Annotated in this window: 14 protein-coding genes and 1 tRNA gene; 7 read left to right on the forward strand and 8 right to left on the reverse strand. The window is 60.0% G+C overall.

Features of this window, described 5'->3' with window-relative positions:
- Positions 1-13: 13 nt before the first annotated feature.
- From J4721_RS05120 to J4721_RS05130, 3 genes are read right to left on the reverse strand one after another with little or no spacing between them, the layout of a single operon-like run.
- Positions 14-928: a pseudouridine-5'-phosphate glycosidase gene (locus J4721_RS05120; protein ID WP_102854589.1), complete on the reverse strand. Its 915-nt coding sequence runs from the start codon at positions 926-928 to the stop codon at positions 14-16.
- Positions 925-1,884 carry a PfkB family carbohydrate kinase gene (locus J4721_RS05125; RefSeq protein ID WP_014879962.1) on the reverse strand — a complete coding sequence of 320 codons (960 nt, stop codon included), beginning with the start codon at positions 1,882-1,884 and terminating at the stop codon, positions 925-927. Before J4721_RS05125 ends, J4721_RS05120 begins: the two co-directional genes overlap by 4 nt.
- 48 nt (positions 1,885-1,932) lie before the next feature.
- Positions 1,933-2,778, reverse strand: coding sequence for a DUF4198 domain-containing protein (locus J4721_RS05130; protein ID WP_211002220.1), 846 nt, complete (start codon positions 2,776-2,778; stop codon positions 1,933-1,935).
- Between J4721_RS05130 and J4721_RS05135 the strand changes: the two genes are divergently transcribed.
- On the forward strand, positions 2,777-3,985 hold the full coding sequence (locus J4721_RS05135) for a HupE/UreJ family protein (RefSeq protein ID WP_211002221.1): 1,209 nt from the start codon (positions 2,777-2,779) through the stop codon (positions 3,983-3,985). The two genes, J4721_RS05130 and J4721_RS05135, sit on opposite strands and share 2 nt — an antisense overlap.
- A 67-nt stretch (positions 3,986-4,052) precedes the next feature.
- Here the strand turns inward: J4721_RS05135 and J4721_RS05140 are convergent, their stop codons facing one another.
- Positions 4,053-4,688 carry a thiamine phosphate synthase gene (locus J4721_RS05140; RefSeq protein WP_102854592.1) on the reverse strand — a complete coding sequence of 212 codons (636 nt, stop codon included), beginning with the start codon at positions 4,686-4,688 and terminating at the stop codon, positions 4,053-4,055.
- A gap of 207 nt (positions 4,689-4,895) precedes the next feature.
- Between J4721_RS05140 and J4721_RS05145 the strand changes: the two genes are divergently transcribed.
- The 3 genes from J4721_RS05145 to J4721_RS05155 all read left to right on the forward strand — a co-directional run bounded on the left by J4721_RS05145 (position 4,896) and on the right by J4721_RS05155 (position 8,354).
- A complete protein-coding gene (locus J4721_RS05145; RefSeq protein WP_014874623.1) occupies positions 4,896-5,642 on the forward strand; it encodes an RNA methyltransferase in 747 nt (248 codons plus the stop codon).
- Between the two features lie 91 nt (positions 5,643-5,733).
- Positions 5,734-6,882 (forward strand): heme A synthase, encoded by a 1,149-nt coding sequence (ctaA, locus tag J4721_RS05150; RefSeq protein WP_027247345.1) that lies wholly within the window; start codon positions 5,734-5,736, stop codon positions 6,880-6,882.
- A 2-nt stretch (positions 6,883-6,884) separates the two neighbouring features.
- Positions 6,885-8,354 (forward strand): carboxypeptidase M32, encoded by a 1,470-nt coding sequence (locus J4721_RS05155; protein WP_211002222.1) that lies wholly within the window; start codon positions 6,885-6,887, stop codon positions 8,352-8,354.
- A 97-nt stretch (positions 8,355-8,451) separates the two neighbouring features.
- Here the strand turns inward: J4721_RS05155 and J4721_RS05160 are convergent, their stop codons facing one another.
- Both J4721_RS05160 and gyrA read right to left on the reverse strand, forming a co-directional pair.
- Positions 8,452-8,802: a DUF6614 family protein gene (locus J4721_RS05160; RefSeq protein WP_014874626.1), complete on the reverse strand. Its 351-nt coding sequence runs from the start codon at positions 8,800-8,802 to the stop codon at positions 8,452-8,454.
- 130 nt (positions 8,803-8,932) lie between these two features.
- Positions 8,933-11,689, reverse strand: a complete 2,757-nt coding sequence (gene gyrA / locus J4721_RS05165; RefSeq protein WP_027247343.1) for a DNA gyrase subunit A — start codon at positions 11,687-11,689, stop codon at positions 8,933-8,935.
- A gap of 194 nt (positions 11,690-11,883) precedes the next feature.
- Here gyrA and J4721_RS05170 point away from each other — a divergent pair, with 194 nt between their 5' ends.
- The 3 genes from J4721_RS05170 to pgl all read left to right on the forward strand — a co-directional run bounded on the left by J4721_RS05170 (position 11,884) and on the right by pgl (position 14,574).
- Positions 11,884-12,153 (forward strand): usg protein, encoded by a 270-nt coding sequence (locus J4721_RS05170; RefSeq protein WP_102854597.1) that lies wholly within the window; start codon positions 11,884-11,886, stop codon positions 12,151-12,153.
- Between the two features lie 265 nt (positions 12,154-12,418).
- Entirely contained in the window at positions 12,419-13,906 is a 1,488-nt protein-coding gene (gene zwf, locus J4721_RS05175) for a glucose-6-phosphate dehydrogenase (RefSeq protein WP_211002223.1), read from the forward strand.
- Positions 13,903-14,574 carry a 6-phosphogluconolactonase gene (pgl, locus tag J4721_RS05180; protein ID WP_211002224.1) on the forward strand — a complete coding sequence of 224 codons (672 nt, stop codon included), beginning with the start codon at positions 13,903-13,905 and terminating at the stop codon, positions 14,572-14,574. The genes zwf and pgl overlap by 4 nt, the downstream gene beginning before the upstream one ends.
- A 34-nt stretch (positions 14,575-14,608) precedes the next feature.
- Here the strand turns inward: pgl and J4721_RS05185 are convergent, their stop codons facing one another.
- Entirely contained in the window at positions 14,609-15,121 is a 513-nt protein-coding gene (locus tag J4721_RS05185) for an acyl-CoA thioesterase (protein WP_371816058.1), read from the reverse strand.
- 112 nt (positions 15,122-15,233) lie between these two features.
- A tRNA-Gly gene (locus tag J4721_RS05190) sits at positions 15,234-15,307 on the reverse strand.
- Between the last annotated feature and the right edge of the window lie 57 nt (positions 15,308-15,364).

The following is a 15,364-nucleotide window of genomic DNA, read 5'->3' on the forward strand; positions in this document are numbered from 1 at the left end:
GCAGAAAGGGCCTTTATTGCTTCAAGTTGACCAATTCCTTGGCGATTTCAGCGGCCAGACGGGCATTGTTGCGCACAAGCGCAATATTGGCGGTCAGCGAACGGCCTTCGGTCAGCTCGAAGATGCGTTGCAGCAGGAAGGGGGTTACCGCCTTGCCGACGACGCCTTGCGCATCCGCTTCGGACTGGGCCTGTGCCAGAACCGGAGCCAGATCCTCAGCTGCGATCTGATCGTCTGCGGGGATCGGGTTGGCGATCAGCTGGCCGCCGGGCAGATCCATGGCCTGACGGGTGGCATGGGCGCGGGCGATCTCTGCAGCGCTGTCCATGCGCAGGGGGGCAGTCAGGTCAGAGGTTGCCGACCAGAACGCGGGGAAGCTGTCCTGCCCGTAGGCGATCACAGGCACACCCTGGGTTTCCAGCACCTCAAGCGTTTTGGGGATGTCGAGGATCGCCTTTGCGCCCGCAGCCACCACGGTGACCGGGGTCTGCGCCAGCTCCATAAGGTCGGCGGAAATATCAAAGCTGGTTTCTGCGCCTTTATGGACCCCGCCGATGCCGCCGGTGGCAAAAACGCTGATCCCGGCCAGCCGTGCTGCGATCATGGTCGCCGCAACGGTGGTGGCACCAGTGCCGCCGGTGGCGATACAGGCGGGCATATCCGCGCGCGAAATCTTCGCGACGTCCTTGGCCTGGCCGAGCGCTTGCAGTTGCTCCGCTTCAAGCCCGATGTGCAGCACGCCGTCGATCACGGCCATGGTGGCGGGTACGGCGCCGGCGGCGCGAATATCGGCCTCAACCTGTGCGGCAACTTCGACGTTCTGCGGATAGGGCATCCCGTGGGTGATGATGGTGCTTTCAAGCGCGACGATGGCCTGGCCGGAGGCACGGGCTGCAGCGACTTCGGCGGAAAATGTCATGTTAATCAAAGGGGTGGTTCTCCTGAAACATAGGTTGCAGCGGCCTTCAGTGCCGATGCAAGAGAGGTTTCGCGGTCTTCGCCGCGGGCCTCGGCTGCGATATGTGCAGCCATGAAGGTATCGCCAGCGCCTGTCACGCGCGCGACGGTCACGCGTGGCGGGGCCTGGGTGATCAGCCCGTTATGGTCCGCTTCGGTAGCGGTGCTGCCGCCATCGGTGACCAATACCCGTGCGGCGCCGCGATCCAGCATGGCGCGGGCGGCGGTGGGGCTGTCGGTGAATTCGTCCTGACAGAGCAGGCCTGCTTCCTCAAGGTTCACATAAAGTGTGCCACAGCTGCGCAGCAGGAACGGTCGCAGACGCTCAGCCTTGCCGGGTGAGGCGGGGGCGACGCGCAGATCCGCCTTCGCAAAGGCGGGGTTGGCGGTGATGTCATCCAGCAGAGACAAGGTCAGATTGCCGTCCAGCGCCACCGGGCCGCTATATGGTGCATCCTTGCTGCCAAGAGCGCCATCGATCAGCGGACGCAGGATTTTCGCACCTGCGGCCTCAAGAGAATGGGCGTCTGCAATGGCCGCTATCAGACCATTGGCGCCCTCGACCGCCATGTAGCGGTCGGTGGGCAGATCCTCAGAGCGGTAGAGGTGATCGGTGATCAGGCCAAGATGGGCGCAGGCATGGACCAGCTCATCCCCTTCGGCATCACGACCGATGGCGCTCAGGAGGGCCGGGCGCAGGCCAAAACGGGCCAAGGTCATCGCAATGTTCATCGCCACACCGCCGGGCAGGCGGGTGATCCGCCCCGGCATATCCGATCCACGCTGCATTTCCGCAGTGCAGCGGCCAATGATATCCCAGAGCACCGATCCGATGCAGAGGATATCAGGCTGCGCTGAGGCGGGACCACCGGACAGGGGCGTGGCGTCAGATTGATGCGAGGCGGGAACATGCGGAGGCTGTGTCATAAAACCCGTATTGCCGCGTTTTTTCGCCCCCCGCAAGCCGCAACCGAACTAGGGAATGGCGAAAGTCAGAGCAGCCCAGTGCGTCTGCCAGACCGGCGCGGGCTTGCCTGTGGTTGCGCTATCAGTCCGGGATGCAGCCTCAGGATCCACGGGGCGCAGGACCACCGCGTCCAGGAGATAGGTATGGCCTGATTTCACAGGCACCACGGCGCGGCCACCAGCGTCAGTGCGGAGCAGTGTGACGGACACAGTGTCATCCGGGGCCCGCTCAAAAACTTCGATCTGGGCGTCTGCGCGTAGGTGGCCCCGGAATTGCAGTTCGACTGGCAGACCGCTGCTGAGATCATCGTTGTAGGGGTTGGCCAATGCGACAAATTCGGTGAGCATGCCAACGGCGCGGTCCGCTCCTGCGCCACTGCCAATAGCAACCAGCGATTTTGCGTGGCGGGTGTAACGCTCCACAAACCCTTCGCGGGGCAGGTCGCGGGCGTTATGGCGCTGTTCGATATCGGGGAAGTCTTTGTGGGCTGCGAATTTGGCGAAATCCTCCCAGCTGTCGTAGGTCAGATGGTCCGGCGTGGTCTCGTGAACCACAACCAGAAGCCCCTCCGCAGGGGGCTCCAACTGAAGTGCTGGCATGTCGCCCATCCGTCCGCCATAGGGGCGGACCCCCGCCTGATCCCAGGTCTCGAACCGGGCGATATTTCGATCGAAATACGGCAACCGGGCACCGCTAAATATTTGCCCGTTGCGCAGATCTGCCTGAACCGAGGCGCCTAATTTTACTTGATATTTTTCTGGCGCAATCCAAAACTCGTGAGCAAGGGCAGCGCGACCGACGGTGTTTGCGGCAAGCGCGAGCAGAAAAAAAGCAACAGGGCGGGCAAAACGCATGGCGCAGATGAGACCTCTGGCTGGGACGGTTGGTGACAGACATTGGCAGCGGGTGGCGCAGGTGCCGCGCGGAAGGTCGATCCGCTGGAGGCATCACCTGAGGCGTCTGCTGCTGGTCCTGCTCTTCTGGAGCGTCTCACACTCTAGCGGCTTCGCCCATGAAGTCACGCCGACGATTGCGGATTTTGAGATTTCCGGCGATCAGCTGACCATGGATCTGCGGATCAACGCTGAGGCTTTTGTGGCAGGTATTGATCTGGATGGCATGGTTGATACCGATACGGCCATTCAGGCGCAGGACTATGATGACCTGCGGGCGCTTGGACCGGATGAGCTGGCGCCTATGGTGCAGCTGTTCGCAGAAGACTGGCTGCAGAGTCTGCAGGTGGAAGCGCGCGGCGCTATCGCAATGGAGGTGACCGCGATTGAAATCCCGGAGCCGGGGGACATTGCCCTGCCACGCAGTACCTTGCTGCGGCTTTCGGGGGTAATCCCGGAAGGTGCGCGGGGGCTGAAACTGGGCTGGCCAAAAGGGTCGGGCGGCGTGGTCCTGCGCCAAAACGGTGTTGAAGGTCCCTACACCGGCTACCTGCAAGGTGGTGAAACCACCCCGACCATTCCCCTGTCAGGCGGGCTGGCGCAGACGCCGAGCGAGGCGTTCATCGACTATATCCCCGTTGGGTACACCCATATCCTGCCAAAGGGGCTGGATCATATCCTGTTTGTGCTGGGGTTGTTTTTCTTCAGCACCCGGCTGCGGCCTCTGATATGGCAGATCAGCGCCTTCACGGTGGCGCATACGATTACTCTTGCGCTTGGCGCTTTGGGGCTGGTGCAGATCAATCCTGCCATTGTGGAGCCACTGATTGCCGGATCAATTGTGTTTGTTGCGGTCGAGAATATCTTTGCTCGTAAATTGCACAGCTGGCGAACGCTGGTGATCTTTGGGTTCGGGTTGTTGCACGGGCTGGGGTTTGCCTCGGTACTGGGTGAATTCGGTCTTCCGGATGCGCAGTTCCTGCCGGCACTGCTGGGGTTCAATGTGGGCGTCGAACTGGGGCAGCTGACCGTCGTCGGGGCGGCCTATGCGCTCCTCGGGTTCTGGTTCTGGCGGCATCCGAAATATCGGGGTAGGGTCGCCATCCCGGCCAGTTTCACCATTGCGCTGATCGGTGGGTACTGGTGCGTAGAGCGGCTGTTCCTCTGACGGGAAGTGAAGCCGCTCAGGCGTTCTGTCATGGGCGTTTGTTGCGCTACATTCGGATGCGGGGCTTTTAGCCCTCCATCGCCGCCAGCAGGTTGCGCAGGCTCATGAGCGGATCTTCTTCGCGCCAGATCTCATCTCCGATACCGAAGAAATCCGTATAGGGGGTCAGATCACGGACCAGCTCAGGTGTGAGGCCACCCTCTGCCACGATTGGCACTTCGATCATCTGGGACCACCACTCAAAGAGCTCTTTCTGAGCCTGATTGCCATCGCCCAGACCTGAGGTCCCAACGGGGCCAAAACTGACGTAGTCTGCACCGGCTTCGGCGGCGGTCAGACCATCGTGACGCGACGCCGCGCAGAAGCTGCCGACAATCGCATCGGTGCCAAGCGCCTTGCGCGCCGCCCGAACCGGGCGGGCCGCGTCCGAGAGGTGAACCCCATCAAGGCCCAGGCGTTCCGCAAGGATCTGGTGATCCGCGATCACAATTGCCACATCGCGGGCATGGGCCACAGCGCGCAGGGCATCACCGGCCCGGCTCAGCGTGTCCTCATCGCGGCTGGCCAGCTCAAGACGAACGCAGGCAATTTCCACCGAATCCAGCACCCGTGCCAATTGGTCGGGAAAGCGGCCGAGCTCAAAACTGGGGGGCGTCGTCAGATAGATCTGCGGCGTTTCGGGGGCGTCAGCGGGGCTGTCCATGGGGAGGGCTCCTGTTCAGTGGTTGTCGGTGTTTAGCGCATTTGCCACTGGACGCAAGGATTTGGCGACATCCCGAGCGGGTTATTTCCGTGTGATGCAGCGCTGATATATATGGAATATAGCGGGTTTCCCGCAGAAGTCGCCCCGCGCGGCCTTGCCCATCACGCCTGTGCCGACTAGAGCAGAGCAGGTTTTTTGGAGAGACGGATGCCCAGCGATACCCCTCAGCCCGCCTTTGTGCTCGTACGCCCGCAGATGGGTGAGAATGTCGGCGCAGCCGCCCGCGCGATGTGGAACTTCGGGCTTGACCGGATGCGCATCGTGGCGCCACGCGATGGCTGGCCTAACCCCAAGGCCGTTGCCATGGCCTCGGGCGCGGGGCGGTTGCTGGATGAGGCGCGGCTCGCTGAGGATCTTGCGGGTGCGATTGAGGATTGCGATTTCGTCTTCGCAACCACGGCGCGCCCACGAGAGTTGACCAAACCGGTCTATAGCCCGGAAGCAGCCATGAAACTGGCCGCTGAGAAGATCGCGGCAGGTGAGAAGGTTGCGGTGATGTTCGGCCCCGAACGAGCAGGCCTCGAGAACGAGGATATCGCCCGGGCCAATGCCATTATCTCTGTTCCCGTAAATCCTGAATTTGCCTCGCTTAACCTTGGCCAATGTGTACTGCTGACGGCCTATGAATGGCGCCGCCAGGTGACTGAAGTTGCCCCCGTCGTGACTGACCTTGGCAAATCCGACTGGGCCAGCCACGCGGATGTAGACGCGCTGGTCAATCATTATGAGGACCGGTTGGACGACGCAGGGTTTTTCTTTCCGCCCGACAAGGCGCCCAGCATGAAAACCGTGTTCCGCAATATGTTCAGCCGGATGCCGCTCACCCGCGCAGACGTTCAGATGTTGCATGGGATCATGCGACAGATGGTCCGCTGGAAGGAAAAACGCGACTGAGGCGCGACTTCGGGCGGATTTGCACCATAGTCGCCCACTGGACGGGGCCGAACATGCGGCCTAGCTTGACGGGAAATTGGAAGAGGCAAGCATGAGCAAGCGCAGCATTTTCGAAGAGGTCTCTGGCAACGAGCCGCAAGAACGCCCACAGGCGACCCCCGGCGGTATTGACCGCACCCGTCGCGGCGCAAGGGGTGCCATTCGAGCGTGGCTGGCAGTGCTCTTTGCGCTGGTGGTGGCGATGATTGTTGTCGGCGGGCTGACCCGACTGACCGACAGTGGACTGTCGATCACCGAATGGCGGCCTGTGACCGGTGCCATGCCACCGCTGAGCGAGGCAGATTGGCAGGCAGAGTTCGACAAATACAAGGAAATCGACCAGTGGCGCATTGAAAATCAATGGATGCAGCTGGCGGATTTCAAGGAAATCTATTGGTGGGAATGGGGCCATCGCCAATTGGGACGGGTGATTGGCTTGGTTTGGGCGCTTGGGTTCCTCGGCTTTGCGGTTACACGGCAGATCCCCGTTGGGTGGGCCGGAAGACTGGCGTTGCCCGGCCTTCTGGGCGCTGTTCAGGGGGCTATCGGATGGTGGATGGTGGCCTCTGGTGTAACGCAGGGCGAGGGTATGACCTCGGTTGCGTCTTACCGCTTGGCGACCCATCTGGGGCTGGCGTTTGTCATTCTGGGATTCATCGCCTGGTACATGTTCCTGCTGGGGCGCGAAGAGCGCGATCTGATGCAGGCCCGCCGGGCGAAGGAGGCCAAGCTGTTTGGTCTCTCCACCGGGTTACTGCACTTCAGTTTTTTGCAGATCATCCTCGGTGCGCTGGTGGCGGGCATTGATGCAGGCCGGTCCTATACTGATTGGCCACTGATGGCGGGTCAAATTCTGCCGCCTGAGCCGTTTATGTTGCAGCCGCTTTGGACCAACTTTTTTGAAAACCCCGGCCTTGTGCAGTTCATTCACCGGGTCAGCGGCTATCTCTTGCTGGCCTTTGGCGTGGTGGTCTGGCTGCGGGGCCGTGGCAGCGCCCATCCGCGCACGCGCTTTGCCTTTAACGCGGTCTTTGCGGCGCTGTTATTGCAAATGGTCCTTGGTATCGTCACCGTGCTCTATGCCGCACCCTGGCAGATCGCGATCCTGCATCAGCTGATGGCTGTCTGTCTCTGGGTCCTGATCCTCAGGGCGCGGTATCTGTCGGGTTATCCCATTGCAACTTCGATTAAGGATCACTGAGAATGAGCGCATTTGACGACTTGATGGCCTATGAGCGTGACACCCAGGCGCTTGGCCAGATTGCCGGCCGTTTGGGCTGGGATCAGGAAACCATGATGCCACGCGGTGCCGCCCCCCAGCGGGGCGAAGAAATGGCGGCGATTGAGGCCGTTCTGCACGCCCGTCGCTCTGACCCGCAGGTGGCCGACTGGCTGTCAGAAGCCGAGGCCCCGGATGAGGTGGGTACCGCCCAGCTGCGCGAGATTCTTCGCAGTCATGAGCGCGCTGTCAAAGTGCCCGGTGATCTGGCGAAACGCATCGCCCGCGTCACCTCCGAGGCGCAGGGGAAATGGGCAGCGGCCCGTGCTGCTGAGGACGTTGCAGCCTTCTTGCCGGTGCTGGAGGAAGTGGTCGCGCTAAAACGCGAAGAGGGGCAGGCGTTGGCCGCCGGGGGTGACGTCTATGACGCGATGATCGCCGATTACGAACATGGCACCACCGCCGCCGAGATCGCTGCGCTGTTTGATGCCATGCGCCCGCGTTTGGTTGATCTGCGCGCCCGGGTTTTGGAGAAACCCGCGCCAAAGGGCGTCAGCGGTCATTTCGATGCAGACAAGCAGATGGCGCTGACCACCACGCTGGCCGAGACCTTTGGCTATCAGATGCGCCATGGTCGGGTCGACAAGGCGGTGCATCCCTTCTGTTCCGGCAGCGGTCTGGATGTCCGCGTGACCACGCGGACCAGCGATGATGATCCGTTCAACTGTTTCTACTCCACCATTCACGAGGTCGGGCACGCTGCCTACGAGCAGAACATTGATCAGGCCTATCTGCTGACACCACTCGGTCGGGGTGTCTCTATGGGGGTGCACGAAAGCCAGAGCCGGATCTATGAGAACCAGCTGGGCCGCAGCCGTGCCTTTACCGGGTGGCTGTTTGACCAGATGGTGCCGCAGTTTGGTGACTTTGGCATTGCAGATGCCGATGCGTTCTACGCGGCTGTGAATGCGGTTCACAACGGCTACATCCGCACCGAGGCCGATGAGCTGCAGTATAATCTGCATGTGATGATGCGGTTTGATCTGGAGCGCGCGCTGATGTCGGGCGATTTGCAGGTACAGGATCTGGAAGCGGCCTGGAATGACCGTTTTGCCGCTGATTTTGGCTATGGCGTTGATAAACCGTCCAATGGCTGCTTGCAGGACGTGCATTGGTCGGTGGGGCTGTTTGGTTATTTTCCAACCTATTCGCTGGGCAATGTCTATGCCGGCTGTCTTTATGACGCGCTGCGTCAGGCAGTGCCGGATCTGGATACGCAGCTGGCGGCGGGTGATACGGTCGCCGCAACCAGCTGGCTGCGTGATAATCTGCAAACCCATGGCGGGTTGCGCAGCCCGGTTGAGACCATCACCCATGCAGCAGGCATGGCGCCCACCCCGGAGCCGCTGTTGAGCTATCTGGAAGACAAATTCGGCGCGCTTTACGGACTGTAAGTCGACGCGCTGCAAAAATTAGCAAATCCCCCGTCAATCGCTGGCGGGGGATTTTCCGTTGCGGTGCGGCGCCCGTGTTTCGTCGGCGCAGGCTTGGTCAGATCAGCGCCATACGCTCGGCGCGCTCAGGATCGGGGAAGGGCCGGTAGAGGCCAAAATCAGCCGAGGCGATCAGCGCATTTACATTCGCATAGAGCCGCTCGACGTTTTCATCCATTTCACCCAGCACCCGAAACGCCTGATCCAGTTGGGTCATATTGGCGAATTCGATTTCCAGCAGGAAATCGCGATGTTTGTCACTGGCAAGGTTCAGTTTGCGGCGCAGAAGTCGCCAGCCCTGAATGACATCCCGCTCGCGCAGATAGGACATCCATTGGTCCACGGCATTGGCAAAGGCAATTGCTTTTGCCTCGTGGTGTAGATCGATCGAGCAGTGATAGAGGTTCATGTCAGGCCTCCCTTGGCGACGCGTGTATCGCTCTCAGGCTGGCAGAAACTGCTTAGGTTTCGATTAACGAAAAACGCCACCCCGAGGGGCGGCGTTTTATTGATGGTCATCGGGCTATGCAGCGAGGAGATCAGGTTGTCTCGGCAGGTTCGCTGGTACCCTCAGAGGTGGGGACTTCTGCATCTTCGTCGTCGCGTTCCGCGATCCAGGCAACCGAGACGACCTCTTCGCCCTTAGCTGTGTTGAACACCCGTACGCCACCGGCGCTGCGGGAACGGAAAGAAATCCCGTTGACCGGACAGCGGATCGACTGACCTTTGGAGGTGGCCAGCATGATCTGATCTTCAAGCTCGACCGGGAAGGTCGCGACGATGGCGCCGCCTTTCATGGCACCAACACCCTGACCGCCACGTCCGCTGACACGGTAGTCATGGGCCGATGTCAGATTGCCCACTCCAGAGCGATTGATGGTCACCAGGAGATCATTGGCCGCCAGCATTTCCTGATACCGCTCCTCGGACAGTGAACCTTCGGACTCCTCGCCATTTTCGTCTTCGGCAACCTCGCCGCCAAGCTCGGAGCGGAACCGCTTGATGAAGGCATTGCGCTCCCAGGGTTCTGCGCTGAAGTGGCGGATCACCGACATCGAGACGACCTCGTCCCCTTCGCTCACCAGCCGGATCCCACGCACCCCGGTCGATTCACGGGAGTTGAAGACGCGGACGTCGGTGGAGCGGAACCGGATCGCCCGCCCGGAATTGGTCACCAGCATCACATCATCGTCCTCGGAACAGATGCGGGCGTTCACCAGTTTGACCGAGCCATCCTCGGGCAGTTTCATCGCGATCTTGCCGTTGCGGCGGACGTTGGTGAAATCCGACAGACGGTTGCGACGTACATCCCCGCCCGAGGTGGCAAAGACCACCTGCAGGTTTTCCCATTCGTCATCCGGCACATCGACCGGCATGATCGCGGCGATGGAGACGCCGGGCGGAATTGGCAGGATATTGACAATCGCCTTGCCTTTGGACGTGCGGCCACCCTGTGGCAGACGCCAGGTCTTCAGTTTGTAGACCATGCCGTCAGTGGTGAAGAACAGCAGCTGGGTGTGGGTGTTGGCCACAAAGAGATTGGTGACAACATCCTCTTCCTTGGTCTGCATGCCAGACAGCCCCTTGCCGCCGCGCTTCTGCGCCCGGAAGTCGACCAGTGGGGTCCGCTTGATATAGCCGCCGCTGGTGATCGTCACGACCATGTCTTCGCGCTCGATCAGATCCTCGTCTTCCATGTCGCCGGACCAGTCCACGATCTCGGTGCGGCGGGGAACGGCGAAATTATCACGCACTTCGCGCAGCTCGTCCGAGATGATGCCCAGAATCCGCTCACGCGAGGACAGGATCTCAAGGTATTCCTTGATCTTGCCCGCCAGTTCTTCCAGCTCATCGGTGACTTCTTTGACACCAATCTGTGTCAGGCGCTGCAACCGCAGTTCGAGAATAGCGCGGGCCTGCACCTCAGAGAGGTTATAGGTGCCATCGTCATTCATGGTGTGGGTCGGATCGTCAATCAGACGGATATAAGGTGCGATGTCGACCGCAGGCCAGCGGCGGGTCATCAGCTTATGTCGGGCTTCGGCTGCATCAGCAGAGGCACGGATGGTTGCGACCACCTCGTCCACATTTGAAACCGCGACGGCCAAACCGCACAGAATATGGCTGCGTTCCCGCGCCTTGCGCAGGTCATAGGCGGTGCGCCGCGCAATCACGTCTTCGCGGAAATCAAGGAAGGAGGTCAGGAATCGGCGCAGGGTCAGCTGCTCGGGACGACCACCGTTCAAGGCCAGCATGTTGCAGCCAAAATGCGTCTGCATGGGTGAGAAACGATAGAGCTGGTTCAGAACCACCTCAGCCGTGGCATCGCGCTTAAGCTCGACAACAACCCGTACGCCGTTGCGATCGGATTCATCCTGTACGTGGCTGACACCCTCGATCTTTTTCTCGCGCACCTGTTCGGCGATCTTTTCGATCATCGCGGCCTTGTTGACCTGATAGGGAATTTCTTCGACCACGATTGCATAGCGGTCCTTGCGGATCTCCTCAACGCGGGTCTTGGCGCGAATGACGACGCTGCCGCGTCCTTCTAGATAGGCCTTGCGCGCGCCGGAACGGCCCAACATCACGCCGCCGGTTGGGAAGTCCGGGCCGGGTACATAGTCGATCAACTGTTCGCTGGTCAGATCCGGGTCTTCGATCAACGCGAGCGTGGCATCAATCACTTCGCCCAGATTGTGGGGCGGGATATTTGTCGCCATGCCAACGGCAATACCACCAGCGCCATTGACCAGCATGTTGGGGAACCGCGCCGGCAGCACCGTGGGTTCACGGTCCTTACCATCGTAGTTGTCCTGAAAATCGACCGTATCTTTTTCAATGTCGGCCAGGATCGAGGCGGCAGGTTTGTCCATCCGCACTTCGGTATAGCGCATGGCGGCTGGGTTATCGCCATCCATGGAGCCGAAGTTGCCCTGACCATCCAAGAGCGGCAGCGACATGGAAAAATCCTGCGCCATCCGCACCAAGGCGTCATAGATCGCGGAGTCACCATGGGGGTGGTACTTACCCATGACATCACCAACCGGACGCGCCGATTTGCGATAGGGTTTGTCATGCGAATTGCCGACCTCATGCATGGCGTAGAGAATCCGGCGGTGAACCGGTTTCAGACCGTCACGCAGGTCAGGAATGGCGCGGCTGACAATAACCGACATCGCATAGTCGAGATACGAAGTGCGCATCTCGGATTCGATGGACACCGTCGGGCCGTCATACTTTGGCCGTTCGGGTTTGTTTTCGTCCATGTTTTCAGGAGTTTCCGGCGTATCGTTCACGTTGGCTGCCCGTTGTTATTATTGGGTCTATATATTGTGTCTGCACCATAACAGACAGGGCATATAAGGCGCAAGCAAGCAGGGCTGCGGAGCGCGCCCGTGCCGGAGCTTTTCTTCCAACGGGCTGTATTTGTTCGGAATTAACCTTTCCTATGCTAAGCTGTCTGTGGGGGGATCCGTAAGGGAGACCTGAAATGGAGACACGCGAAACTGAATTGATGCTGAAGGGCTACGGTCTGACCACAGCAGAGATGACCTATCATATGCCGGACTACACCCACGTCCTGAACACTTTCGTCTGGCAGGAGTATGATCTGGCGCCGGATCATCCGCGATTGTTTGAGTTTATCGAGTATTGGCAGCGCGAGATTGAGGGCCCGCTGCATTCCGTCCGCTTTACCCATCGCAAGATGATCAGCCCCGGCGAATGGCGCAATGTGAAGGGTGTGCTGCATCTGCACTGATTGCGTCCCAAATGACCAGTTCAAGCTGTAAATTATGTCCGTGGAATGCGCGATGTACGAGGCTCCGCTGCGCGTCGCGATGACGATGGGCGGAGATCTGTTTTCTTTCTGCGACAACTGCTTATACTGGCGCTGAATGGATCCGTTGGCAGCTGCTCTTACAACATGCAGGCTGGGTGCTGCGGTGACAGCTGCTGGCCTGTGGGGTGCGTTTTATGTGCCTGAGGTTGGGATGTGACCCCTCCTGGTTAAGAGAAAGCGCAATATGGTTTCCCGAGTTATTCCGGTTCAGGCCTTCGATCTGGTGATATTTGGTGGCACGGGGGATCTGGCGCGGCGGAAAATCCTGCCTGCGTTGTTCCGGCGCCATTGCGCGGGTCAGTTGCCGCAGGATGCTCGGATTTTGGGCGCGGCGCGGGGGGCGCTTGGCAGCGACGGGTATCGTGACCTGATCCGCGATGCCTTGCAGAATGAGCTGAGCGGAGCGGATATGGCCGCGCGTGGTGCGGAATTGGAGCGGTTTCTGGCACGGCTGGAGTATCTGGCGATTGATGCTCAGGCGCGCGATGGCTGGGCGGCGCTTAAGCAGATGCTTGGTTGTCCAACGTCGGATCGTGTGCGGGTGTTCTATTTTTCCGTCGGCCCGGCGCTGTTTGCGCCGCTGGCGGAACAGATCTGGACACATCAGCTGGCGGATGACCAGACCCGGATTGTGGTTGAAAAACCCTTCGGTCATGACCTGGCGTCAGCGAAGGCGCTCAATCGCACTCTGGCGGGCCACTTCGATGAAAGCCAGATCTACAGAATTGACCATTACCTGGGTAAGGAGACGGTCCAGAACCTGATGGCAATCCGGTTTGGCAATATGCTGTTTGAACCGCTCTGGAACAGTCAATATGTGGATCATATCCAAATTACTGTGGCTGAATCGGTCGGTGTAGGCGGTAGATCGTCGTATTATGATAAATCTGGTGCAATGCGTGACATGATGCAGAACCACCTGATGCAACTGCTGTGCCTGATCGCAATGGAACCGCCTGCGAAGTTCGATCCCGATGCCGTACGGGACGAAAAGCTGAAGGTGATCCGGGCGCTGGAGCCGGTGGAACCCCACCATATTGTGCGCGGTCAATATGCGCTGGCAGAGGACGGGGAAGGGGGCGACGAGGACCAGTCCTACCGCGAAACCGTGGGTGATCCGCGCTCCTCCACCGAAAGCTATGTGGCGCTGAAGGCGCATATCAGCAATTGGCGTTGGGCAGGTACACCATTCTACCTCCGCACTGGCAAGCGTCTGGTGGCGCGCTCCTCCGTGATCAACGTCTTCTTCAAGGACGCGCCGCATTCGATTTTCGGTGCAGATGCCGGGCGTCATGCCAATCTGCTGACCATCCGATTGCAGCCAGACGAGGGCATCACGCTCAAGGTGACGATCAAGGAGCCCGGACCCGGCGGTATGCGGTTGATCGACGTGCCGCTGGATATGAGCTTTGCGCAGGCGCTGGGGGCGGATATCGACGGCGCACCCGATGCTTATGAGCGGCTGATCACCGATGTGATCCGAGGCAATCAGACGCTGTTCATGCGCGGTGACGAGGTGGAGGCGGCCTGGGCCTGGACGGATCCGATTATTGCGGGCTGGACATCGCGCGGAGATGTGCCAAAACCCTATGATAGCGGTAGCACCGGACCGGGAGATGCGGATCTCCTGATGCGGCGCGACGAACGGGAATGGCGGGGGATCAACCCATGAATATTATCGAATATGCAGATCGCGATATGCTGGCGATTAATGTAGCCAATCAACTGGCCGGCGATCTGAAGACCCATCTATTGCATCATGATAGCGCATCCTTTGCCGTCGCAGGTGGCACCACCCCAGCGCCGATTTTTGACGACCTCTGTGCCGCTGATATCGATTGGGCGCGGGTGCGGCTGATGGCGACAGATGAACGCTGGGTGCCTGTCGAAAGTGATCGTTCCAATGCGCGGATGATCCGCGAGCGTCTGCTGGTCAACCGGGCGGCGTCAGCGACATTTGTGCCGTTTCATGTGCCTGCGCGGGCGCCGGAGGATGTGCTGGCCGAGGTCGAAAGCCTGATTGAGCCGGATCTGCCGCTTTCTGTTGTCCTGTTAGGCATGGGGGAAGACATGCACACCGCATCCCTGTTTCCCGGCGTGCGCGGGCTGAGTGAGGCACTTGCGGCAGACGCGCCGGTGTTGGCAGTGATGCGACCTGACAGTCAGCCGGAACCGCGCGTCAGCCTGTCGGCGCGCGTATTGGACGCTGCGATTGCCAAACATCTGGTGATCTACGGAGAGGCCAAGCGTGAGGCGCTTGAAACGGCCAGGTCTCTGCCCCCGGAGGAGGCGCCTATTCAGGCAGTTTTGTCAGAAATGACCGTGCATTGGGCGCCTTAGTTAAGGTAATCCGTCGAAGGCTGAGATCCGTCGCCTACCCCTCTGCAATTGCGCCGTCCCGCTCTCTCAGGGCGGCGCGCAGGCTGTCTGGCAGCGGATAACCGGACTGCCCATCTGGCGTGCGCAGAACCATGATACCGGTCATCGTCGCACGCAGGTCGCCAGACCAGATCTGCTGTTCCATCACATATGAGGTGCGCCGGAAGGACACGACGCGGGCCGTGGTGATATAATCTTCCTCCAGCAGCATTTCCTTCACATAATGTACATTGGCGTTGCGCAGCACATTGCGAGGCGCTGGCATCCCCCTGAAATGCGGTGCGAAAAACCGGTCGTAGTAGGCCACGCGCAGGGTTTCAAACCAGCTCAGGTAGGCCTTGTTGTTGACATGATGGAGGATATCCAGCTCGGAAAACCGCACCCTATCCGCCATCGCCAGCGGCTGCGGGTCCTTGAGCCCGTGATAGCGTTGAGCGTCAGGGCTGAGCGGGGTGTGAAAGATCAGGTCCATGCAGCAGTCGGTAGAGAGATTGGTGCCAAGGTGCAAGTCGGCACTCCTCAACAAGATGTCTCACAGGAAGCATTCGAAAGGTGACGGAAAACGGAAGATGGCACCACAAATTCAGTGGGTTGATGTAACACTCTAATGTCGGAGATTTTGGAGCGGGTAACGAGAATCGAACTCGTAACTAAAGCTTGGGAAGCTGCCGTGATACCTTTTCACCATACCCGCGCCAATAAGGGGTGATTACCGGTTTCGCGGGGGAGGGTCAAGCGCCCAACAACCCCC

The sequence above is a fragment of the Phaeobacter sp. HS011 genome, from assembly GCF_018101215.1.
Taxonomy (GTDB): Bacteria; Pseudomonadota; Alphaproteobacteria; order Rhodobacterales; family Rhodobacteraceae; genus Phaeobacter; species Phaeobacter inhibens.

Bases quoted from the DNA above. Each gene is read 5' to 3' on its own strand.
- J4721_RS05125 (WP_014879962.1), bottom strand. From the start codon at position 1,884: ATGACACAGCCTCCGCATGTTCCCGCCTCGCATCAATCTGACGCCACG.
- J4721_RS05135 (WP_211002221.1), top strand. From the start codon at position 2,777: ATGGCGCAGATGAGACCTCTGGCTGGGACGGTTGGTGACAGACATTGG.
- J4721_RS05130 (WP_211002220.1), bottom strand. From the start codon at position 2,778: ATGCGTTTTGCCCGCCCTGTTGCTTTTTTTCTGCTCGCGCTTGCCGCA.
- J4721_RS05140 (WP_102854592.1), bottom strand. From the start codon at position 4,688: ATGGACAGCCCCGCTGACGCCCCCGAAACGCCGCAGATCTATCTGACG.
- J4721_RS05145 (WP_014874623.1), top strand. From the start codon at position 4,896: ATGCCCAGCGATACCCCTCAGCCCGCCTTTGTGCTCGTACGCCCGCAG.
- ctaA (WP_027247345.1), top strand. From the start codon at position 5,734: ATGAGCAAGCGCAGCATTTTCGAAGAGGTCTCTGGCAACGAGCCGCAA.
- J4721_RS05155 (WP_211002222.1), top strand. From the start codon at position 6,885: ATGAGCGCATTTGACGACTTGATGGCCTATGAGCGTGACACCCAGGCG.
- J4721_RS05160 (WP_014874626.1), bottom strand. From the start codon at position 8,802: ATGAACCTCTATCACTGCTCGATCGATCTACACCACGAGGCAAAAGCA.
- J4721_RS05170 (WP_102854597.1), top strand. From the start codon at position 11,884: ATGGAGACACGCGAAACTGAATTGATGCTGAAGGGCTACGGTCTGACC.
- zwf (WP_211002223.1), top strand. From the start codon at position 12,419: ATGGTTTCCCGAGTTATTCCGGTTCAGGCCTTCGATCTGGTGATATTT.
- pgl (WP_211002224.1), top strand. From the start codon at position 13,903: ATGAATATTATCGAATATGCAGATCGCGATATGCTGGCGATTAATGTA.